The 20,966-nt window shown below is 63.0% G+C and carries 19 protein-coding genes; 4 read left to right on the top strand and 15 right to left on the bottom strand.

What is annotated here, in order from left to right; genetic code table 11:
• The 3 genes from VNS12_RS01110 to trmFO all read left to right on the top strand — a co-directional run.
• Positions 1-934: ATP-binding cassette domain-containing protein (locus VNS12_RS01110; RefSeq protein ID WP_414693037.1), on the top strand; the 934-nt coding region annotated here is incomplete at its 5' end.
• Between the two features lie 198 nt (positions 935-1,132).
• Positions 1,133-1,282 carry a DUF1127 domain-containing protein gene (locus VNS12_RS01105; protein ID WP_325485992.1) on the top strand — a complete coding sequence of 50 codons (150 nt, stop codon included), beginning with the start codon at positions 1,133-1,135 and terminating at the stop codon, positions 1,280-1,282.
• 186 nt (positions 1,283-1,468) lie between these two features.
• Positions 1,469-2,848, top strand: a complete 1,380-nt coding sequence (gene trmFO, locus VNS12_RS01100; protein ID WP_325485991.1) for a methylenetetrahydrofolate--tRNA-(uracil(54)-C(5))-methyltransferase (FADH(2)-oxidizing) TrmFO — start codon at positions 1,469-1,471, stop codon at positions 2,846-2,848.
• A 1,077-nt stretch (positions 2,849-3,925) separates the two neighbouring features.
• On the opposite strand, the gene VNS12_RS01095 is transcribed toward trmFO, so the two are convergent.
• From VNS12_RS01095 to yajC, 5 genes are all read right to left on the bottom strand, one after another.
• On the bottom strand, positions 3,926-5,722 hold the full coding sequence (locus tag VNS12_RS01095) for a DUF4153 domain-containing protein (RefSeq protein ID WP_325485990.1): 1,797 nt from the start codon (positions 5,720-5,722) through the stop codon (positions 3,926-3,928).
• A gap of 19 nt (positions 5,723-5,741) precedes the next feature.
• Positions 5,742-6,587 (bottom strand): phytoene/squalene synthase family protein, encoded by an 846-nt coding sequence (locus VNS12_RS01090; protein ID WP_325485989.1) that lies wholly within the window; start codon positions 6,585-6,587, stop codon positions 5,742-5,744.
• Positions 6,588-6,980 (bottom strand): Mth938-like domain-containing protein, encoded by a 393-nt coding sequence (locus VNS12_RS01085; RefSeq protein ID WP_325485988.1) that lies wholly within the window; start codon positions 6,978-6,980, stop codon positions 6,588-6,590.
• Between the two features lie 11 nt (positions 6,981-6,991).
• Complete coding sequence (secD, locus tag VNS12_RS01080; RefSeq protein WP_325485987.1) at positions 6,992-9,526, bottom strand: protein translocase subunit SecD; 2,535 nt, start codon at positions 9,524-9,526, stop codon at positions 6,992-6,994.
• A gap of 113 nt (positions 9,527-9,639) precedes the next feature.
• A complete protein-coding gene (yajC, locus tag VNS12_RS01075) occupies positions 9,640-9,975 on the bottom strand; it encodes a preprotein translocase subunit YajC (protein WP_325485986.1) in 336 nt (111 codons plus the stop codon).
• A gap of 164 nt (positions 9,976-10,139) precedes the next feature.
• On the opposite strand from yajC, the gene VNS12_RS01070 reads away from it, so the two are divergent.
• Positions 10,140-11,021 carry an ATP-binding protein gene (locus VNS12_RS01070; protein WP_325485985.1) on the top strand — a complete coding sequence of 294 codons (882 nt, stop codon included), beginning with the start codon at positions 10,140-10,142 and terminating at the stop codon, positions 11,019-11,021.
• A 335-nt stretch (positions 11,022-11,356) separates the two neighbouring features.
• Here VNS12_RS01070 and VNS12_RS01065 read toward each other — a convergent pair whose 3' ends face one another.
• From VNS12_RS01065 to VNS12_RS01020, 10 genes are all read right to left on the bottom strand, one after another.
• Positions 11,357-12,496: a peptidoglycan DD-metalloendopeptidase family protein gene (locus tag VNS12_RS01065; RefSeq protein ID WP_325485984.1), complete on the bottom strand. Its 1,140-nt coding sequence runs from the start codon at positions 12,494-12,496 to the stop codon at positions 11,357-11,359.
• A 93-nt stretch (positions 12,497-12,589) separates the two neighbouring features.
• Positions 12,590-13,255 carry a protein-L-isoaspartate(D-aspartate) O-methyltransferase gene (locus VNS12_RS01060; RefSeq protein ID WP_325485983.1) on the bottom strand — a complete coding sequence of 222 codons (666 nt, stop codon included), beginning with the start codon at positions 13,253-13,255 and terminating at the stop codon, positions 12,590-12,592.
• Positions 13,252-14,043 (bottom strand): 5'/3'-nucleotidase SurE, encoded by a 792-nt coding sequence (gene surE / locus VNS12_RS01055; RefSeq protein WP_325485982.1) that lies wholly within the window; start codon positions 14,041-14,043, stop codon positions 13,252-13,254. The genes VNS12_RS01060 and surE overlap by 4 nt, the downstream gene beginning before the upstream one ends.
• Positions 14,040-15,344 (bottom strand): serine--tRNA ligase, encoded by a 1,305-nt coding sequence (gene serS / locus VNS12_RS01050; protein WP_325485981.1) that lies wholly within the window; start codon positions 15,342-15,344, stop codon positions 14,040-14,042. Before serS ends, surE begins: the two co-directional genes overlap by 4 nt.
• 108 nt (positions 15,345-15,452) lie before the next feature.
• A complete protein-coding gene (gene tatC, locus VNS12_RS01045; protein WP_325485980.1) occupies positions 15,453-16,280 on the bottom strand; it encodes a twin-arginine translocase subunit TatC in 828 nt (275 codons plus the stop codon).
• Positions 16,281-16,283: 3 nt separating this feature from the next.
• Positions 16,284-17,117, bottom strand: coding sequence for a Sec-independent protein translocase protein TatB (gene tatB, locus VNS12_RS01040; protein WP_325485979.1), 834 nt, complete (start codon positions 17,115-17,117; stop codon positions 16,284-16,286).
• 40 nt (positions 17,118-17,157) lie between these two features.
• Positions 17,158-17,391: a twin-arginine translocase TatA/TatE family subunit gene (gene tatA, locus VNS12_RS01035; protein WP_325485978.1), complete on the bottom strand. Its 234-nt coding sequence runs from the start codon at positions 17,389-17,391 to the stop codon at positions 17,158-17,160.
• Between the two features lie 155 nt (positions 17,392-17,546).
• On the bottom strand, positions 17,547-18,188 hold the full coding sequence (scpB, locus tag VNS12_RS01030; RefSeq protein ID WP_325485977.1) for an SMC-Scp complex subunit ScpB: 642 nt from the start codon (positions 18,186-18,188) through the stop codon (positions 17,547-17,549).
• A gap of 13 nt (positions 18,189-18,201) precedes the next feature.
• Complete coding sequence (locus tag VNS12_RS01025; protein WP_325485976.1) at positions 18,202-18,999, bottom strand: segregation and condensation protein A; 798 nt, start codon at positions 18,997-18,999, stop codon at positions 18,202-18,204.
• Between the two features lie 83 nt (positions 19,000-19,082).
• Positions 19,083-20,954, bottom strand: a complete 1,872-nt coding sequence (locus VNS12_RS01020; RefSeq protein WP_325485975.1) for an SPOR domain-containing protein — start codon at positions 20,952-20,954, stop codon at positions 19,083-19,085.
• Positions 20,955-20,966: the final 12 nt, after the last annotated feature.

Below are 20,966 nucleotides of genomic sequence, written 5' to 3'. Positions count from 1 at the left end.
AGTGTCGGGGGGCGGCAAATCCACGCTGACCATCGAGACCCTGTATCAGGCCATCGCCCGGCGGCTGAACGGCGCTCGGGTGCATCCGGCACCGCATGAAAGCCTCACCGGGCTGGAATTTCTCGACAAGGTCATCGACATCGACCAGAGCCCGATCGGGCGGACGCCACGTTCAAATCCCGCAACATATACAGGGGCTTTCACCCATATCCGCGAGTGGTTTGCCAACATGCCCGAGGCCAAGGCACGCGGCTATGCACCGGGACGGTTCTCGTTCAACGTCAAGGGCGGCCGCTGCGAGGCCTGTCAGGGCGATGGCGTGATCAAGATCGAAATGCACTTCCTGCCGGACGTCTATGTCACCTGCGATGTGTGCAAGGGGCAGCGATACAATCGCGAAACGCTTGAAGTGCAGTTCAAGGGCAAATCGATTTCCGATGTGCTCAATCTCACTGTAGATGAAGGCGTCGAGTTCTTTTCGGCGGTCCCCGCCATCCGCGACAAGCTGGTGACCCTGCAACGGGTGGGATTGGGCTATGTGAAGATCGGCCAGCAGGCGACCACGCTGTCGGGCGGCGAAGCCCAGCGGGTGAAGCTGGCCAAGGAACTGTCCAAGCGCGCCACCGGGCGCACGCTCTACGTGCTCGACGAGCCCACCACCGGCCTGCATTTCCACGACGTGGCAAAGCTGCTCGAAGTGCTGCAGGAACTGGTGGATACGGGCAATACGGTGATCGTCATCGAGCACAATCTCGAAGTCATCAAGACCGCCGACTGGATCATCGATCTGGGGCCGGAAGGCGGCGATGGCGGCGGAGAGATCGTGGCGATCGGGACGCCCGAAGAGGTCGCGGAAAACCCGCGCTCCTACACCGGACGGTTCCTCAAGGAGGTGATGGAGCGTCGCCCCCTGCGCATGAGCGCCGCCCAATAAACCTGCGTCCGCGCTGGCCCGCCATTATCGGCCCGGCCAGCGCGCCTTTGCGCGAATCTTCAGCGCCTCATCCGACCCGATATGCAGGGATCGATCGGCAAGCCATGCATGGTGTGCATGGCCGGAATGCCTAATCCCTACTACTTAAGTCGAGTATGAATTGGTATATGAAGATCATCAAACCAAAGGAGAAGACAAATGGGTATTCGCAAGACATTCCGGAAGTGGTCGGCCTATCAGCAGACGGTGCGTGAGCTCAGCGCTCTTGGCAATCGTGAACTGAATGACCTCGGCATTACCCGCGGCGACATTGAACGTATCGCCCGCGATCATGCCAGCCAGCTCTGAGTTTTTTACGACCTCCAAAGTCGAAACGCGAAAAAGGCATCCCTGAACCGGATGCCTTTTTGATTCTCGGGGTTACGTTCCCCGTAGCGCCATGGTTCGCGACCATTTGCGCGGTACGCTGCGGTTGGATAGCGCGGCGTTTATCGGCTATAGCCAAGCCCTGATCTCATCGAATTGGATGGTGGAATGGCTGTTGTACATGTAATTGGTGGCGGGTTGGCGGGTTCGGAAGCGGCCTGGCAGGCAGCCCATGCCGACGTTGATGTCATCCTGCACGAAATGCGCCCCACGACGCGCACCGACGCCCACCATACCGAAGGGCTGGCCGAACTGGTCTGCTCCAACAGTTTCCGCTCTGACGATCACGAACACAACGCTGTCGGCCTGCTGCACGAAGAAATGCGGCGCGCCAATTCGCTGATCATGGCCTGTGCCGACAAGCACGCCCTGCCCGCGGGCGGGGCGCTGGCCGTTGATCGCGTGGCGTTTTCCGACTCGGTTACAGAGGCTCTCGAACAGCACCCGCGCATCACCATCGAGCGCGAGGAAGTGGCGGGCTTGCCGCCCGCCGAGTGGGACAATGTGATCATCGCGACCGGCCCTCTCACCTCGCCCGCTCTGGCCGATGCCATTGCCGAGCTGACCGGCGCCGATGCCCTGGCGTTTTTCGACGCCATCGCGCCGATCATCCACCATGACAGTATCGATCACGACATCGTCTGGGCCCAGTCGCGCTACGACAAGGCCGGGCCGATGGGCACCGGGGCCGATTATCTCAACTGCCCGATGAACGAGGAGCAGTATAACCGCTTCATCGATGCCCTGCTCGAAGCGCCGCTGCATGAGTTCAAGGATTGGGAGCTGGTGCCCTATTTCGACGGCTGCCTGCCCATTGAGGTGATGGCGGAACGCGGGCGCGAAACCCTGCGCCACGGCCCGATGAAGCCGGTGGGCCTCACCAACCCGCGCGATCCTGAGACTAAACCCCACGCGATCGTCCAGCTGCGCCAGGACAATGCGCTGGGCACGCTGTGGAACATGGTCGGCTTCCAGACCAAGATGCGCTATCGCAGCCAGGCCGAAATTTTCCGCCTGATCCCGGGCCTTGAGAATGCGCAATTCGCGCGGCTTGGCGGCCTGCATCGCAACACGTTCCTCGACTCCCCCAAAGTTCTGCGCCCTGACCTGCGCCTCAAGGCCGACCCGCGCCTGCGGTTTGCCGGACAGATCACCGGCGTCGAGGGTTATGTGGAAAGCGCGGCCATGGGGCTGGTGTGCGGGCGGCTTTCGGCTGCTGAAGCGAAGGGCGAAACGCTGACCCTGCCGCCGGAAACGACGGCGTTTGGCGCGCTCATCGCCCATATCACCGGGGGCCATATGGAAGCCGAATCCTATTCCGGCGCCCGAAGCTTCCAGCCCATGAACGTCAATTTCGGCCTGTTCCCGCCGGTAGAAATCAGAAAGCCCGAAGGGCTGGTCGGTCGCTGGCGCGGGCCGGACAAGGCAAAAGCCAAGAAAAAGGCAATCACCACGCGGGCGCTGGAGGACCTTGCCGCCTGGGTGTGAGGGGTGCTTGCGTTGGCAGCACAGCGAGCCCAAGAAGCGCTGCCGGTTACTGGATCCCGGATCAAGTCCGGGATGACAGCGCTGGGGGGATGGGCGAAGTGCGTGGATGATGGCTGTGCTGCATTCTGCTTTCCTTGGTGGCTGCGAAGCGGGCGTGCGGATGTTTGTTCGCGACCAGCCCACATCCACCAGCGTCATCCCGGGCGAAGACCCGGGATCCAGTATGCTCTGAGGCGGGGGTGTAAACTCAGCGCCCCCTCATCCCCGACCCTTCTTCGTCACAAATCGCTCCACTGGAGCGATTTGTGGCTGCGCCATCGCCTCGAAGTCCCACGAGGGGAGAAGGGGCTCGTCGGGTAAAGGCTGGGGAAAGAGTCGCGGCGCTGCCGGTTACTGGATCCCGGATCAGGTCCGGGATGACAGCGCTGCGGGTGTGGGCGAAGTGCGTGGGTGATGGCTGTGCTGCATTCTGCTTTCCTTGGTGGCTGCGAAGCGGGCGTGCGGATGTTTGTTCGCGACCAGCCTACACCCACCAACGTCATCCCGGGCGAAGACCCGGGAACCAGTATGCTCTGAGGTGGGGGTAGAAACTCAGCGCCCCCTCATCCCCGTCCCTTCTTCGTCTCAAATCGCTCCACTGGAGCGATTTGTGGCTGCGCCATCGCCTCGAAGTCCCACGAGGGGAGAAGGGAGCTCGTCGGGTAAAGGCTGGAGAAAGAGCCGCAGCCCTGCCGGGTACTGGATCCCGGATCAAGTCCGGGATGACAGCGCTGGGGGCTGTGGGCGAAGTGCGTGGGTGATGGCGCGCCGCTCTCTTTCTTCCCTTCTCCCCTCGTGGGAGAAGGTGGCCGCGAAGCGGTCGGATGAGGGCGCGCTGAGCGTCTTCTTTCAGCAGTGCGCGCGCTGGACCTCAGCGCCCCCCTCATCCCCGGCCCTTCTCCCACCAGGGGAGAAGGGGGCTCGTTTGGTGAAGGCTGAGGAAAGAGTCGCAGCGCTGCCGGGTACTGGATCCCGGATCAGGTCCGGGATGACAGCGCTGAGGTATGGGCGAAGTGCGTGGGTGAAAGAGGTTGCGCGCTAAGGCAGGGGCGTTTCCCCTGCCTCAGGCTCAACCGCCGACGAGGCGGGGTGGGATGAAAACAGGACGATTTGCAACCGCTGGACGCGGGTGGTGGGGAGGTCGCCGTCGGAGCGGGTCATGGCGGAGAACTCCTGGATCAGGACGGTGAGCGCGCCCTCACCCAGCGCGACGGACAACTTCGCGTCGAGGATTTCGGAATCGTCCTGGCGTTCCATCCAGTCCAGAAGATCGGCAGTCGCGACCTCACCCGATGGGGCAGTGATCGTGAGGACAGAGCCGTCGAGGAACACAGCAAACCCCGACAAGGGCGGATTGATCTGGCGCTCGAAAATATTGCCCCAGCCCAGATAATAGGGCGTCGACCGCAGGTCGATGGCTTCGGCAGGGGTGGTGCTGGAAAGCTGGGTGTAGGTGATGGTATCGCGTTCGAGCAGGCGCGGGCCGGACAGGCCGAGGGCCGCGCGCAGCGCATTTGAATTAGCGCGATCGGCATCGACGTCGAGCCCCAGACGATCGACCAGATCGGCCACGGGAGCGCTGCTGCGGGCGTCGGAGACCAGATAATCGAACGCCGCGCGGGCGGCGCGTTCGTTCTGCGGCTGCCAGACAAAGCCGGTGTCGGTGGCGGCCCCGGTCAGCAGAGTCGCAAGGCGATTGGTCTGCTGCCAGCGCGAAAGCCCTTCGGGCGAGATCGGACCGAGCGACAATAGAGCCAGCAGTATGGCGGCGAGGCCGGGGATCAGGCGGATATCGGCGCGGCCGCGCTTCCATAGGAAGATAAGGCACAGGGTACCGGCCCATAAGGCAAAGGCGATCAAGAGCACCCGGCGCGGGGTCAGACCATAGGCGGCGAACCGCTCCCAGATCGCCAGGGCCAAGAGCGCAAGCGGGATAATGCTGACCCAGAACCAGATGCGGCGGAACAGCCGCACCAGCGCCTTGTCGCGCATGAAGGCGGGATAGACCAGCAGCCAGGTCATGAGACCCGCAAGCTGATATCCGATGACCATCACTCCGATAATGCCGTCGGGCAGCGCACCAGCCAGCGCGATCTGGATGGCATAGGCATGCAGGATGGCGGCATAGACCAGCGTGAACGGGATCAGGACGAAATGGCCGATGGCAGCGATCGGCCACGACGGAATGTCCTGAGCCCGGTTGAGCGCTGCGGGGCGAAACCCGTCGATGGGCGGCACGGTCGAGAGCCAGTAGAGCGGAATGAGCAGCAGCCAGACCGCCGGGATCAGCCATTGCTCGAAAATCCAGTAGATATTCGCGCCGAACAGGCGTGACAGCGACCAGTCGATGGCGAACAGGCCCAGCGTGATGATCGCTCCGATGGCCAGAGCAATGATCGCCGTGGGAATGGCGAGCGCATTGGTCCACCAGAACAGCCCCTCTCCCTCCGGGCGGCGCCGAAGCGAGGGGGACAGCGCCAGCCATAACAGGGCCACAACCGGCAGAGGATAAGGAAAGATCAGCGCGGTGTTATCAATCTGCAACAGGGCAAACGACACGATGGCCGTTGCCCAGATGGCGATGGCGCGCATTGGGGCAGATAGTGTGCGCCGTTCAAGAAACAGGGTGGTGCCGGTGGAAGCGGCGGCGCCGATGAACAGCCCGGCCATGAGGCGGGCCCAGAAATCGTCGGGATCGGCGACAATGACCTCATTGATCAGCGCCAGGCCGAGTATCGTGGCGGCGAGGATGAACAGCGCGGGCACGGGAAAGCGGCGCACCGTCTCGACCATGTCGGGAGCAAACTGTCTGAGCTGATCGCTAAACCGGGCCATGGGCTTCCCCCTAATCGCGCTATCGTGCGTGCCGCAGCATCCACCAGATGACCGCCCACAGCCTGCCAAAGGGCGCTGGCATCCGAGGGGCGGCAAACGGCGCGTCGGCCACGCTGTGGATCATGCGCAGATCGGCATCGACCAGTGCAAGACTGGCAAAGGCGGGTTTGAGATCGGAATCGAGCTTATCTATGGCTGTGCGCGCCTTGGCGGCATGGTCACGGGCCAGCTCAGTGATCTGCCCGAGCGCTGCGGTCAATCCGGCACTGGCGATGCCCGCATGGATATCGGCTTCGCGGACGCCATGCGCGGTGAAGATCGACAGCGGCAGGAAAAGCTGCCCGCGCGCGGCGTTGTAGCCGAAGGCGCGCAGATGGCCCGCCAGCGCCTGTGCCACGCCCAGATGGCCTGCAGCATCGGCCGCCGCTTCAGCCGGACCACCGGCAAGGATCATGGCGGCATATTGGTACAGCACCGAAACCGTCTCGCCCGCATAGCCTTCAAACTGGCCGATATCGGGCATGGCGTCGTGATAAAGATCGAACCGGCGCGCGGCGAGCAGGCGGATCAGCGGGCCGGCGGGAAGCGCGTATTGTTGCAGCGTTTCGAGCAGCGCCCCGGCGACTGGATTGCTGGCGACCGCACCGTGTCCCTTACCCTCGATGGCGTCGACCCACCATTGCAACCGGATTTCACCGGGCGCGGGCTCGCTCACCCGCTCGCGGATGGCAGCGACTTCGGCGGAAAAGGCAAAGATGGACTGGATGGCAGCGCGCTGGCCAGCAGGCAGGACAAGGCTGGCGGCATAGCGATCGCCATCCAAGTCGCGCAGCAGTGTGACGACAAGCGCCGAGTCTTCACCCATCTAGCGGGCCTTCTCCACGCTGATCAGCGCCGCGCCAACTGCCCGGTTTTCAGCCATCAGCACATTATAGGTACGCACGGCACTGCCGGTGGCGACGGCCTCGACGATCACCTGTCGTTCCCGGAAGGCCTCGCGGATGACGCGGGGCAGCGGGGCGATGTCGGGGCCGGTGCCGATCAGCAGCACGTCGATCTGGTCGGCGTGGTCCATCGCGCGGGACAGCGAGGCCAGCGAGATGTCGCCGGGCACAGCGACATCCCACGCATACATCCCCGAAGGCAGGCAGATCATCGAACCGCGATGCGACATGTCGGCAAAGCGGAAGCCGCCATCGCCATAGGCATCGATCCCGGCTTGATAGGGGTAATGCCCCTGCCCTGCTTCGAAGGTCATCAGGTTACCCCTCAGACGCTGGCGCCGCTGCTGTTGACCTTGTCATTGGGGTTCCCGGGTTCGGCGCGCGGCTTGAGCCCGAAATTGATCAGGACGGGGCCGCTGACGATGATCGAGGAATACATCCCGACAAAGCTGCCGAACGTCATGGCGATGGTGAAGCTGCGGATCACCTCGCCCCCGAAGAACACCAGCGGGAACAGCGCGAGCAGCAATGTGAACTGGGTCAGCGAGGTCCGTACGATGGTCTGGTTGATCGACAGGTCGATCAGCTCGGGCAGCGGCATTCGTCGGTGCTTGCCCAGGTTTTCCCGGATACGGTCGGCAATGACGACGGTTTCGTTGAGCGATATCCCCACCAGGGTCAGAACCGCCGCGATGGAGGTCAGGTTGAACTCCAGCCCGGTGATCGAGAACAACCCGATGGTCATGATCACGTCATGGCTGGTGGTGGTGACGGCGGCCAGGGCGAACTGCCACTCGAACCGCACCCAGATATAGATGAGGATGGCCCCCAGCGCGACGATCACCGCGATGGTGCCCGCTAAGGCCAACTCGCCAGAAACCGTGCCGCTCACCGCTTCGGCGCGGCGGATTTCGTAATTCTCTGTGGCCAACGCCTCGGTGATCTGCTGCACGGCGCGCTGGTCGGCATCCTCGCCGCCCTCTTGCGCCTGCACGCGGACCAGAACGTCTTCCGGCGTACCAAAGCCCTGAACCTGGATTTCCCCCAGATCGAGGTTGTTGAGCAGCGCACGGACTTCGCCCACATCGGCGGGGCCGCCCTGATGCTGGATTTCGATCGCGGTGCCACCGACAAAGTCGATGCCCAGATTGAATCCCTTGAAATAGGCAGTGCCGAGCGAGGCGATGGTCGCGACGATGGAGAACGCGATCACATAGCGCGAGATCTTCATGAACGGAATTTTGGTTCCGTCCGGGATGAACCGGAAGTGCTGGATTTTCAGCACTTTCGGGCGGACGATCTTGAACCAGATATCCACGAAGAAACGGGTTACCGTGTAGGAGGTGAACAGCGAAGTCAGGATGCCCAGACCCAGCGTGATGGCAAAGCCCTGCACCGGGCCGGAGCCGAGGAAGTAAAGGACGATGGCGGTAATGAGCTGGGTGAGGTGGGAGTCGATGATCGTCGACCACGCGCGCGAAAAGCCCGCATTGATCGCCTGAATGGGCGAGCGCCCTGCCCGCTGTTCCTCGCGCATGCGCTCATAGATGAGCACGTTGGCGTCGACCGCCATGCCGATGGTGAGCACGATGCCGGCAATACCGGGCAGCGTCAGCGTCGCGCCGAGCAGCGAGAGCGCTGCAAAGATCATGACGATGTTGAGGATCAGCGAGATATTGGCGAACACGCCCCACAGCCCATAGGCCATGACCATGAACACCAGCACCAGCCCGGCGGCAACGATACCGGCGGTGAGGCCGGCCTGAATGGAGTCGGCGCCAAGGCTCGCATCGACGGTACGCTCCTCGATGACGTCGAGGGTCGCCGGCAGCGCACCGGCCCGCAGCAGCACCGCCAGGTCGCTGGCCGTTTCGGAGGTGAAGGTGCCCGAAATCTGCCCCGTCCCGCCGGTGATCGGCTGCTGGATTGTGGGAGCGGTGATCACCTGATCGTCGAGCACGATGGCAAAGCGCCTGCCGACGTTCTGGGAGGTGATCTCGCCAAAGGTCAGCGCACCCTGGGTGTTGAACCGGAAGGTAACGACCGAGCGGCCATTCTGGTCGAAAGACGGCTGCGCATCGACGAGCTGTTCGCCGCCCAGCGCCACGTCTTCGTACAACAATTCGTCGAACCCGTCGGCGCTCGGAACGATCATGGTGCCGGCAGGCAAACCCTGTGCCTGGGCCTGCGCCGCCGACATGGAGGGATAAACCAGATGGAAGGTCAGGCGCGCCGTCTGGCTGATCAGCTCCTTGAGGCGCTCGGAATCCCCAAAGCCGGGAACCTGTACCAGAATACGGTCATCGCCCTGGCGCTGGATGATCGGCTCGGTGGTGCCCACTTCGTCGATACGATTGCGGATGACTTCCAGCGACTGGCTGACCAGCGAGGACATGCGGCTCGAAATCGCTTCCTCGGTCAAGGTGATGCGAATGCGGCCACCGGTGGTGGTGATTTGCGTTTCGGGGGTCGTTCCCGCCTGAAGCAGCGAGCCCTCGATCATCCGCGACAGCGGGGCGAGAACCGTGCGCGCCCGATCGAGCTGGCTCGGATCGGTCAGCTCCACATCGAGCGACGTGCCGCTGGTGGTGATCAGGCTGCCGATTTCGGCATCGATGAGCAGTCCGCGGGCTTCGCGCCTGATATCGCCAAGCCGGCCCTGGACGATATCGTCGCGATTGACCTGCAACAGCAGATGCGAGCCACCCTGAAGGTCGAGCCCGAGAACGACACCTTCCTTTGGCATGAAGTCCGGCAAGCGGGCGCGCGCATCCTCACTGAGGAAACTCGGCAGCGCAGCCACAATGCTGACCAGCGCGACGAGGACGATGAGCACGGGCCGCAACGACGGAAACTTCATTTGTATAGTCCTTCAAAGGCGATAGCGCCGGCGCCGCTCCACAAGCGGGCGCGCCGGCGATACCGGAGATAGAATCGCGAGACAGCGTGCCTCGCGAACACCGTTTGGCGCGTCTATTTGTTGTCGTTGACGGGCTCGGACTTGGTCCTCACATCGGCGATCATCGCCCGCACGACCTTGATCTTGACCCCTTGCGCGATCTCGACTTCGAGATCTTCGCCTTCGACGGCCTTGGTCACCTTGCCGACGACACCGCCATTGGTGACGATGGTATCACCGCGCTTGACGGCAGCGAGCATGGCCTGTTGCGCCTTCATCCGCTTCTGCTGCGGACGGAAAATCAGGAACCAGAAAATGGCGATCAGCAGGATGATGGGAATAAAGCTGGAAACGAAATCCATTCCGGACGGCGCAGCCGCTCCTTGGGCATAAGCGGGGGTAATAAACATCAAGACACTCCATAGCGGCTGCTTGTCAAAGCAGGAAACGATGTCCCATATAGGGCTTTCGCGGTTTTGGGCAGATCATTTTCCTGCCGAAAAATCGCGCGGACTATACTAGCGGGCCCGATGAAACGCAAAGCTTATCGGGCAGTTTCAGGGACCATTCTCCAGTGGAAAACATCGATCAGAACTCCCGTATCGGCGCGGCGCTCGAACGGATCGCGCATGCCCTCGATACACTGGCCGGGACGACCCGGGCCACGGCCAGAATCGAAGATGGAATCGACGCCTATCTCTGGGACGGCAGTGATCATGTCCTCGTTCCCGTGCGCAACGTCAACCGGGTTCCGCTCGAATTGCTCGAAGGGGTTTCCCATCTGCGGGACATCCTGCTCGACAATACGCTGGCGTTCGCCCGGGGGCACGGGGCCAACAACGCCCTGTTGTGGGGCGCGCGCGGCATGGGCAAAAGCTCGATGGTGAAAGCCATCCACGCCCATATCGGCGGACTTGCCGATCCTGATATCGGACGGCTGATCCTCATTGAAATCGCGCGCGAAGACATCGCCACCCTGCCCGGCCTGCTGCGATTTGTGGTGGAGCGCCCGGAACGCTTCATCATCTATTGCGACGATCTGAGTTTCGATGGTGATGACGCCAGCTACAAGGCGCTGAAATCCGTGCTCGATGGCGGGCTCGAAGGCCGTCCGGCCAATACGCTGTTTTACGCCACCTCGAACCGTCGCCACCTGATGCCGCGCGACATGATCGACAACGAACGGGCGACCGCGATCAATCCGGGCGAAGCGATCGAGGAAAAGGTGTCGCTGTCGGACCGGTTCGGCCTGTGGCTGGGCTTTCACAATTGCGATCAGGACACCTACCTGGCCATGGTGCGCAATTACGTGACCCATTACGGCATCGAGGTCGATGACGACGAATTGCGGGCCAAAGCGATCGAATGGTCGGCAACGCGCGGGTCGCGCTCGGGTCGGGTCGCCATTCAATTTGTCCGCCACCTTGCGGGGGAAAAGGGCAAGGCGATCGGGTAGTTGGCCGGGGGGTGAAAGCGCTCATCGCTTGTGGAATACAGGTCCGCTGCCGGTTACTGGATCCCGGATCAAGTCCGGGATGACAGCGTTGGGGATAGGGGACGGCAGCGGGCGACAGCCTGTCGTTTTTGGTCATCCCGGGCGAAGACCCGGGAACCAGTATGCTCCGCGGTGCCCGTTGACACTCAGAGCATCCCTCATCCCCGCCCTTCTCCCCTTGAGGGAGAAGGTGGCCGCGAAGCGATCGGATGAGGGATGCGCAGCCGTCCCAAGCAAAAAAGGGCCGGCTCTTTCGAACCGGCCTCAAACTTGGCTGCGCTTCCAGTATCTGGGTCCTAACCGGCCAGCATCGGCATCGGATCGACCGGGGTCGCACCCTTGCGCAGTTCGAAATGCAGTTGCGGACGGGTGACGGAACCGGTCATGCCCACGGTGCCGATGGCATCGCCGCGCGAGACCTTGTCGCCCTTGACCACACCGATGGTGTTGAGGTGGGCATAGGCGGAGACAAAACCGTTGTCGTGCTTGACCAGCACCAGGTTGCCATATCCTTCCACGGCATTGCCGACATAGATCACCTCGCCATTTTCAGCGGCGCGGACCGACGTGCCTTCCGGCGCTTCGATGTTGATGCCGGTGCCACGGGATGCGGCAAAATCGGTGATGACCCGTCCGGAGAGCGGCCAGCGGAACTTGTCGCTGGTCACCGATGCGGTGGCAGCCGGAGTGGGCTGCTGCGGCTGGGCATTGGCGACCTGGGTCGGCGCCTCTGGCGCAGGAGCCGGGGTTTGCGCCACCGGGGCGGGCTGGGTGACCGGTGTGCCCGAAGGCGTGGTCAAAGTGCCTGCATCGGGCAGCGCTGCGACCTGCTGGGTCTGGCTGCGCTGGGCAAGAAGATCGGGGCGGCCCGGAATGACGAGCGCCTGCCCCACCCGGATGCGGTCCGGGGCGGTGATGTTGTTGGCGGCGATGATATCGGTGGCGCTGACATCATAGCGCCGGGCGATCGTATAGAGCGACTCGCCCGAGGCAATGGTGTGCCTGTAGGTATTGCCTTCAACGACGGCAAGCTGGGGAGCAGCCCCCGGCGCAGGCTGATTGAGGACCGGCGAAGGCGCGGTCACGGCGGCGGTTTGTGCAGGCATGGCTTGGGTACTCGTTACTGATGGCTGCAAGGCTGGAAGATCTTGTGAGACGACGGCCGACTGCCCACCCATGGGCGCTGCGGTGGTGCGATCGATCAGGGCCGGACCGCCCGGAGACATCATGGCCACGCCCCCGCCGATATTGGCAGGCGGGATATATTGCGGCATGGCCTGGCCGACCACGGCGCCCCCCATGCGCGAAGTCGCTCCCGTAACAGTAGGATCGCCACCGAAAGACCCCATGGAGGAACACCCTGCCAACACCAGGGCCGCGACGCTCATCGCAAGGGCGGAGCCGGCGCTGCGCAGATTGTAACCAGGTACGCTCATGGTCATGGGAAAAGGCCCGTCAACTCATTTACTCAATGACGGCAAAGTAAACTTGTTAAGGTAAAGACGACCTTAAAGCCGGGCGAAACCGGGTTATAAAGTGCGCGAACGCCCGGGACTCAAAGGCGACAGCCGCACCAGCCCCAACTCGGTTTCCAGAAAACTGTCCTCGACGCGCTCGATGCGGATGATCGACTGCTTGTCGGCAGGCGCGCCGACCGCCATGACGGCAATCCCGCCATCAGCAAGCTGATCGATCAGCTCTTCGGGCACTTCGGACACCGAGCCGGTCAGGAGGATACGCTCAAAGGGCGCCTGCTGCTCAAGGCCGTTGAGGCCATCATCGGTGAGCCCGATGATGTTGGTGATCCCCGCCCCCTGCCAGCGTGCCTGCGCCTGGGCGGCGAGGGAGCGATATTTTTCCACGGTGAAGACACGCCGCGCCATGCGGGCCAGAAGCGCCGCCGAATAGCCCGAGCCGGTGCCGATTTCGAGCACCTTGTTGACGCCATGCGGGGCGAGCGGGGCCAGCAATTGCGCGACGATCGCGGGCGCGGTGATCGATTGGCCGCAGCCGATAGGCAGCGACGATTCGCGATAGGCATAGGCCAGATATTCGTCGGGAATGAACAGTTCATGGGGAACCGTTTCAAAGGCGAGCAGAATCCGGGGATCGGTGATGCCCTGCTGGCGCAGGTTGAGAATCAGGCCGGCCCGCGCTTCCCAGTAATCGGTTGCGCCGGGCCCGCCTTCGCTCATGTCCGCCCCGGACCCTCGAAGGGCAACCGGCCACCGAACCGGTTCACAAAGTCCATATCGGTCTGTTGCAGCATGAGCGGCGTCACCGTGATCGCGTTGTCCTCATGCAGGATATGGAAATCAGCGTCGGCGTCCAGAGGTTTGGGCGTTTGCAGGATGGTCACAAAATGCTTGCCGGGGTTGTCGCTGGCGTACAACTCGAACGGCGAGCGCGCGAAACGCTGATGCGGAACAAGGCGAATGCCGGTGATATCCTCGGGGGCGCTGATCGGGAAATTGACGTTGAAATAGGTATCGCTGTTGTCGAACACATCGAGAATGGCCCGGATCGCCTGCGCCCCGAGGGCTGCGGCACAGGCCCAGTCGATCTCGTCGCGGCCATGGTCGTAATCCATGGACTGGCTCAGCGCGATGCCGATTGCCCCTTGCAAGGCCCCTTCCCTCGCTCCGGCCGCAGTGCCCGAGCAGTGGACGATGTCACCCAGATTCTGCCCGCGATTGATTCCCGAAAGGACGATATCGGGGCGGCGATCCTTGAGCAGGTGGGTCATCCCGGCAACGACGCAATCGGCGGGGGTGCCGTTGAGCGCATAAATGCGCTCGCCGCGCTGATCGAGCTCGACCTCATAGCCGAGCGTAAACCGGTGCCCGGTGCCGCTCTGGTTGGCATCGGGGGCCACAACCCAGACATCGTCGGACAATTCCCGCGCGATATCGAGCAGGATAGCAAGGCCCGGCGCGTCGACGCCATCGTCATTGGTCAGCAGGATGCGGGGATTTTTCTTCATCCGCCGATCTTTTCAACACCGCCCATATAGGGGCGAAGAGCGTCAGGGATGGTGATCGACCCATCTTCATTCTGATAGTTCTCCATCACCGCAATCAGCGCACGACCCACGGCGACGCCCGATCCGTTGAGGGTGTGGACGAATTTGGGCTTGCCATCGGCGTCGCGATAGCGCGCGTCCATGCGCCGGGCCTGAAAATCGCCACAGACCGACACCGAGGATATTTCGCGGTAGGTGTTCTGGCCGGGCAGCCAGGCCTCGATATCGTAGGTTCGCTGGGCGCTGAACCCCATATCGCCGGTGCACAACTGCATGACGCGATAGTGGATACCGAGGCGCTTGAGCACCTCTTCGGCACAGGCCAGCATACGCTCATGCTCGTCCGCCGAATGCTCCGGCGTGGTGATCGACACCATTTCGACCTTGTTGAACTGGTGCTGGCGCAGCATGCCGCGCGTGTCGCGCCCCGCCGACCCGGCTTCGGAGCGAAAACACGGCGTGAGCGCCGTGAGGCGCAGGGGTAATTCATCCCCGGAGAGGATCGATTCGCGCACGAAATTGGTCAAAGGCACTTCGGCGGTGGGGATCAGCGCAAGCCGCCCGTCTCCGTGACCGGCAAAGAAAAAGTCGCCATCGAATTTGGGCAATTGCCCGGTGCCATACATGGCCTCGTCGCGCACCAGAAGGGGCGGCAGCGCCTCGGTATAACCATGCTCATTGACCTGAAGGTCGAGCATGAACTGGCCGATGGCGCGTTCGAGCCGGGCGACCTGCCCCTTGAGCACGACGAACCGGCTTCCCGACAGCTTGGCTGCGGTTTCGAAATCCATGCCGCCAATGGCCTCGCCCAACTCGTAATGTTCCTTTGGCTCAAAGGAAAATTCCGGCTTGGCGGGTCGGGTCGCGTCAGATTCGTTGGCGCGGAAATAGAGAACGTTATCGGCCTCGTCCGCCCCCACCGGAACACCGGCGGCGGGAAGATTGGGGAGAACAGAGAGCGCGGCGCGGATGTCTTCAGTCAGCGTTCTTTCGCGCTGCTCCAGCGCTCCGAGCGTATCCTTGAGACCGGCGACTTCGGCCATCAGAGCCCCTGCCCGCGCCTCGTCCTTTTGCGCCTTGGCCTGCCCGATCTGCTTGGAGGCCGCGTTGCGCTGCTCCTGAACGGCATTGAGTTCGGCCACCACCGAGCGGCGCTGGTCGTCGAGCGCGATCAGCGATGCCGAAGCCGGTTCGACCCCGCGCGTCTGCAACGCTGCGTCAAAAGCCTCAGGATTGGCAGAAATCCATTTGATATCGAACATGTCGGGCGGGTCCGCTTGAAAAGGAAGAGCGGATCAGTGCCTAGCCGAGACAGCCGGAAAACTCAAGAATGGCCTGGCTCATGGCGAAAACAAGCTGAAGACCCGACCTTAGGTCTCCAGCTCCTGTGCCAATTGTGCTTCGCGGGCCAGCCGCCGCTTTTCAACGATGCGGACGGCAATGACCGACAGCTCGTAAAGCAGCAGAAGCGGGATCGCCAGACCGATCTGGGAAATCGGGTCGGGCGGCGTGAGGAAGGCGGCGACGATCACGATGGCGACGATCGCATAGCGACGCCACGTCTTGAGATTGTCCACGCCGATCAGGCCGACCTGCGCCAGAAGGGTAAGGATGACCGGCATCTGAAAGCAAACCCCGAACGCCAGAAGCAAGGTCATGATCAGGCTCAGATATTCTGAAACCCTCGTCACCATCTCGATACTGACGCCGGTGGGATCGACCTGCTGCATCCCGAGGAAAAAGCCCAGAGCCAGTGGCATCACGCCATAATAAACGACGGCGGCACCGATCAAAAAACAGATCGGAGTGGCAATCAGATAGGGCAGGAACGCCATCCGCTCGTTCTTGTACAATCCCGGCGCGACAAAGGCGTAAATCTGCGAGGCGATGACCGGAAAGGCGAGAAAGATCGCGGCAAACAGCGCCACCGAGAGCTTCGTGAAGAAAAACTCCTGCGGTGCCGTATAGATCAGCCGGACCGCCTCGGGGCTTCCCGCAGCCGCGATGAACGGGCCCAGCAGGAAATTATAGATGTGGTCGGCGACGAAAAAACACAGGATAAACAGCACCGCCAGAGCGATGATCGAGTAGATCAACCGCTGGCGCAGCTCGATCAGGTGCTCGATGAGCGGGGCTTCACTGCCCTTGAGTTCATCCTCGGACGAGGAGGACCCGGCCTTTTTGGTCTTGTCTGCCATCGATCAGCTCTCCCCATCGGCAGAAGCGGCCTCGGGCGCGCGCTTCGATGGAGCGTTTTTCGGCGCGGCGGCGCTGGTTTCAGGCTTGGGCGATTTAGGCGCGGATGACTTCGGTGCAGGAGACTTGGGCTTGGGCCTGGGTGCCTTGGGCGCCGATTTTGCCCCATCAGCAGTGCTGGGCGCGGATTTTGAGGTTGCAGGCTTCTTGGCCGCAGGCTTTTTGGCGGCGGGCTTTTTGGGGGTCGCCTTGGTGGCTTTTTCCGCTGCCGGCGCTGCCGCATCGCTTGCGGCCTTCCTGCGCGCAGGGGTTTTGGCCGTCGTGGCGGTGCCAGCCCTCGCCGCCCGTGTTCGAGGCGTTGCTTTCGGGGCAGCCTCTGGGGCAACTGCGAGAGAAGCCTCCTCCGCCACCGGCTCATCTGGCATTGCGGTTGCCTTGAGCGTTGACGATGCGGCGGAAGCAGAAACTGCCGCCGCCGCAGGGGCGGCTGCCTTGATACCGGCTATGGCATTGATCTCGTCGACCACGCTTTCCTTGGCCGGATCGGCTGGCTTGAGTCGCCCGGTCGGTTCGACCTTGCCATCGCGGATGGCGTTGAACTCGCGGGTGATCTCTTCGGTCGTCTGCTTCAGCGGATCTGAAATGGCCTTGCGGGCTTCGCGAATTTCATCCGCTGCAATCGCCTTGTCGATTTCACGGCGGAATTCATTACTCATGCGGCGAACAGTGCCCATCATGCGGCCAATGTTGCGCATCATCACCGGCAAATCCTTCGGGCCGACAACGACAAGCGCCACAATGCCGATGACGAGCATTTCGCTCCAGCCAAGGCCAAGCATCAGGGTCTAGTTCCTATCTGCGAGCTCAGTCCAGACGCCCTTAGGCGTCCTTGCTGGTCGTGCTCTTGACCGGATCGAGCGGCTCGGGAGAGGCGGCCTTCTGATCGATGGTGGCGACGGGCTTTTCTTCCGGCGTCTCTTCTTCGGCCATTCCCTTGCGGAACGCCTTGATGCCGCCGGCGACTTCGCCCATCAGGCCGGAAATCTTGCCGCGTCCGAACAACAGCAGCACGACGATAGCAATGATCAGAAGTCCCCAGGGTCCTGGATTCATACTCAAACCTCCTAAGAATCGGTCCGGCTGCCGCCGGCCGAAGGCGAATTTACTGGCAATCACAGATATTGACTATTGGCGGCGAAAACAAGGATGCGCCGCCTGGTTATGCGGCCCATTGATCACAAATGGGGCACCAGCGCACGTGGAAAATGTCAATCCTCGGTTTCCGGCTCGGCGAGCCCCAGATCGTCGGGTTCGAGCGGGTCCTCGTCCTCATGGTGCGGCCCGTCAAACGGCATCGGCACCTGAAAGCTGGCGGGCACCCGGCTGGAGAGCAGACCGGCACCCTTCAATTCCTCCAGCCCGGGCAGATCGCCCAGCGTTTCCAGCCCGAAATGATCGAGAAACGCATCGGTGGTCCCATAGGTCACCGGACGCCCGGGCGTACGCCGCCGGCCGCGCATGCGCACCCACCCCGCTTCCATGAGCACGTCGAGCGTGCCGCGCGAGATCGAGACGCCGCGCACTTCCTCGATTTCGGCGCGGGTCACCGGCTGGTGATAGGCAATGATCGCGAGGGTTTCCAGCGCCGCCCGCGACAGGGGCCGAGCCTCGCTTTCCTCGCGCCGCAACAGAAAACTCAAGTCATCCGCCGTGCGGAAAGCCCATTTCGAGCCGCGCTGGACGAGATTGATGCCGCGCCCGGCATAGCGGGCCTGCAAATCATCGATCAGGGCATCGATATCAGCGCCATCCGAAAGGAAGGGCCGGATCTCCTGCAGATCGACTGGCTCCTCGGACGCGAACAGCAGCGCTTCGAGAATGCGCAGATTGCGATTTTTTACTTCGGACATGCCGCCCCTGACATCATTCATCCGAGCGCGTCCCCGGACGCCGCCGCAGCATCAGCGGGGCAAAAGCCTCGTGCTGGCGCAATTCCACCTGCCCCAGCCGGACAAGTTCCAGCGACGCCGTGAAGCTCGACGCCATCGCGGTCGCGCGTTCTTCGGGCCGCGCCAGATATTGCGCAAGATAGGTGTCGAGCGCCACCCATTCGTAACTCTGCCCGATCAGCCGTTCCAGAATTTCACGTGCCTCCTGCAAGGCCCAGACGGTGCGCTGATAAGGCGAATATTCCGCCGGAATGCCGCGCTCGCGCTGGGCGGCATACGCCCGCAGCAATTGATAGAGATCGGCTTCCCAAAGGGCATGGCGGGTGATCGAAACCGGCTCTGGCATGCCGCGCGCAAAGATATCGCGCCCCAGCCTTGCCCGGTCGAACAGGTGCCCCGCCGCATCGCGCATGGCTTCGAGCCGGGCAAGGCGGAACTGGAGCAAGGCGGCCATTTCCTCGCCGCTGGGCTCTTCGTCATCGGACTGCCGCGGCACCATCAGCCGACTTTTGAGATAGGCGAGCCAGGCGGCCATCACCAGATAATCGGCGGCAATCTCGATGCGCTGCTGGCGGATGGTTTCGATGAACGCCAGATATTGCTCGGCAAGGGCGAGGACGGAAATACCGGAGAGATCGACCTTTTGCTTGCGCGCGAGGTCGAGCAGCAGATCGAGCGGGCCCTCATACCCGCCGACATCGACGTGCAGGACGGCATCCGTCTCGGCCCTTTCGGGCTTTTCATCGAACCATAGGTCAGAAGTTTCGGCCATGTCCCGCCGCTGGCAAGCCCTGGAAAGGAGAGCAGCATTGCCACTCCCCCGTGCGCCGTCAAGGCGGGAAACCGCCGCACAGATCAGTTGTTGAGCACGAAGCAGTCACCGCCCTGCCCCTGAATGGCCCCGCAGGTCGCGTTGGCCTCAGCCAGACTGGTTTGCGGCAGACGGACCCGGTAATACACACCGCGATCGCCCAGATCGACGCGGCTGACTTCCAGCGCCACACCGTTGAACAATGCGCCATAGCGGGTCTGCAATTCGGCCATCCCGGCCCTGGCGACCTCTTCGCTGCGCTGGGACGACAATTGCACCCAGGCTGCGGGGGCCGACGATGCGGCAGCGGGCTGGGTTGGTTCAGTGGCGAGCGCCGTTGTTGTAGCGGGCGCGGCAGGTGCAGGAGCCGCAGACAGGCCCGCAGGGCGCGCGACCGGCTGCGGTGCGGTGGCATCGGTCACCGGGGCAGAAGTTTCTGCCGCGAGAGGTGTCGGATCAAGGGCAGCAACCTGCGTTTCAGGAGCAGCCGCAAAGGCCGTATCGCCGGACATCGCCTGCGCAATGGCTTCGCCGATGGGGTCGGCGGTCAGAGTGCTGTTGGGCACCGCGGGAACATTGGGGCGATCGACGGGCAGAACGTTGGAACCCGCGACACTGTCGTCCGCGGCGGTGACAATCGTTCCATCCGGACGCACCGTGACGGTGCGGACCGGGCGGTTGACGAGGGCGGTTTCCCCCTCTTCCGGAGCGAGCACCTGCGCGATCTGGGCTCCGGTCGCGCCATCGGTCTGATCACGCGACACCAGGGCCTCGTCTTCCGGGCGCGCGGTGTTGCCCTCGATCTCGCTGAAAACAACGGACTCGCTGGCTGCGCTCTCGGATCGGCTGGGCTCGACATCCTGTTTGAGCGGCTGGGCATCGGCGGTCAGAAGCGGCGCTTCGCCAGAGTCGTTCGGGCCGGAAAAGAACGCGAAATAAGCTCCGGCGATCACGGCGACAATGGCCACGCCACCAACGACCGGCAGCACGAACCCGGACATCCGGCGGCGGACCCGACCGGTTTCAGAGGACGGATCGGCCTCGAACTCTTCATAATCGCCCTCATCCGCCATCGGCTCGCTGGCCGGCGTCGCGAATAGCGGATCGGGAATGCGGTCGGTGCTGGCCCGCGGCGTCTCCACATAAGGCTCAGGCTGTGGTGCGGGCGCAGGGGTCGGGCGGGGCTCAACCGGCGCGGCTTCGGGTTCCATGCGCCGCACGGAGGCCCCGGTCGCCGCTGCCGCCGCCAGAATGGCGCTCTCGGCGGCATCGACCGCGCCCTTGCGGGTGCTGTCATCGAGATAGCTCGACTTCACCCGGCGGCCCGGCGGCATTGCAGGCTCGGCAATCGGATCGACCCGTGCCGCCTCCCCTATCAGGGCTTCGATCTCGCGCAGCGGATCACTGTCATGCCCATAGGAAGCAGGTGCGGCGGGCTGTTCAGGTTCCAGCGCGGAAGGAAATTCATCAAAACGCGGCTGTTCTACCCGGGGCGAATAGCTGGCCTCGAAAACAACCGGCTCGGGGGCGGGCTCGGGATGCCATTGGGGCTCTTCGGCCAGATCGCGATCATAAGCCTCCACTTCCGCATCGGCGATCAGATGGGCGATCGGGTCGGCATCATCGGTCGCGACCGGAGCCTGTTCGTCCTCGCGCGCAAAGCTGAAATCGAAGCCCGGCAGGTCATCACGGCGATCGGGGGTAGGCTCCGTTGCCTCGATATAGGGCGCATCCTGATGCTCGTCTGCGGCAGCCTGTGGCTCGGGCTCGGGCGCAAAGCGGGGCTCTTCCCGCTTATACGCTTCGCTCTGGGCGGAGGTGTTGCGCGCGTCCTGGGCGACCAGCCGCGCCAGTTCAGCGATCAGATCGTCAGAGTCCTGCCCGGACGTCGGCTGGTTTTGCTTGGTCGTGTCCATAGAGCAGTGCCC

The sequence above is a fragment of the Pelagibacterium sp. genome, assembly GCF_035555455.1.
In the GTDB taxonomy this organism is placed as follows: Bacteria; Pseudomonadota; Alphaproteobacteria; order Rhizobiales; family Devosiaceae; genus Pelagibacterium.
This window is presented reverse-complemented; position numbering and strand designations above follow the sequence as displayed.

What these genes read in the sequence shown, in the direction of transcription:
- serS (WP_325485981.1), bottom strand. Translation starts at nt 15,344, where the DNA reads ATGTTCGATATCAAATGGATTTCTGCCAATCCTGAGGCTTTTGACGCA.
- secD (WP_325485987.1), bottom strand. Translation starts at nt 9,526, where the DNA reads ATGAAGTTTCCGTCGTTGCGGCCCGTGCTCATCGTCCTCGTCGCGCTG.
- trmFO (WP_325485991.1), top strand. Translation starts at nt 1,469, where the DNA reads ATGGCTGTTGTACATGTAATTGGTGGCGGGTTGGCGGGTTCGGAAGCG.
- VNS12_RS01095 (WP_325485990.1), bottom strand. Translation starts at nt 5,722, where the DNA reads ATGGCCCGGTTTAGCGATCAGCTCAGACAGTTTGCTCCCGACATGGTC.
- surE (WP_325485982.1), bottom strand. Translation starts at nt 14,043, where the DNA reads ATGAAGAAAAATCCCCGCATCCTGCTGACCAATGACGATGGCGTCGAC.
- scpB (WP_325485977.1), bottom strand. Translation starts at nt 18,188, where the DNA reads ATGTCCGAAGTAAAAAATCGCAATCTGCGCATTCTCGAAGCGCTGCTG.
- VNS12_RS01065 (WP_325485984.1), bottom strand. Translation starts at nt 12,496, where the DNA reads ATGAGCGTACCTGGTTACAATCTGCGCAGCGCCGGCTCCGCCCTTGCG.
- VNS12_RS01020 (WP_325485975.1), bottom strand. Translation starts at nt 20,954, where the DNA reads ATGGACACGACCAAGCAAAACCAGCCGACGTCCGGGCAGGACTCTGAC.
- VNS12_RS01085 (WP_325485988.1), bottom strand. Translation starts at nt 6,980, where the DNA reads ATGACCTTCGAAGCAGGGCAGGGGCATTACCCCTATCAAGCCGGGATC.
- tatC (WP_325485980.1), bottom strand. Translation starts at nt 16,280, where the DNA reads ATGGCAGACAAGACCAAAAAGGCCGGGTCCTCCTCGTCCGAGGATGAA.
- VNS12_RS01060 (WP_325485983.1), bottom strand. Translation starts at nt 13,255, where the DNA reads ATGAGCGAAGGCGGGCCCGGCGCAACCGATTACTGGGAAGCGCGGGCC.
- VNS12_RS01025 (WP_325485976.1), bottom strand. Translation starts at nt 18,999, where the DNA reads ATGGCCGAAACTTCTGACCTATGGTTCGATGAAAAGCCCGAAAGGGCC.
- VNS12_RS01090 (WP_325485989.1), bottom strand. Translation starts at nt 6,587, where the DNA reads ATGGGTGAAGACTCGGCGCTTGTCGTCACACTGCTGCGCGACTTGGAT.
- VNS12_RS01105 (WP_325485992.1), top strand. Translation starts at nt 1,133, where the DNA reads ATGGGTATTCGCAAGACATTCCGGAAGTGGTCGGCCTATCAGCAGACG.
- tatA (WP_325485978.1), bottom strand. Translation starts at nt 17,391, where the DNA reads ATGAATCCAGGACCCTGGGGACTTCTGATCATTGCTATCGTCGTGCTG.
- tatB (WP_325485979.1), bottom strand. Translation starts at nt 17,117, where the DNA reads ATGCTTGGCCTTGGCTGGAGCGAAATGCTCGTCATCGGCATTGTGGCG.
- yajC (WP_325485986.1), bottom strand. Translation starts at nt 9,975, where the DNA reads ATGTTTATTACCCCCGCTTATGCCCAAGGAGCGGCTGCGCCGTCCGGA.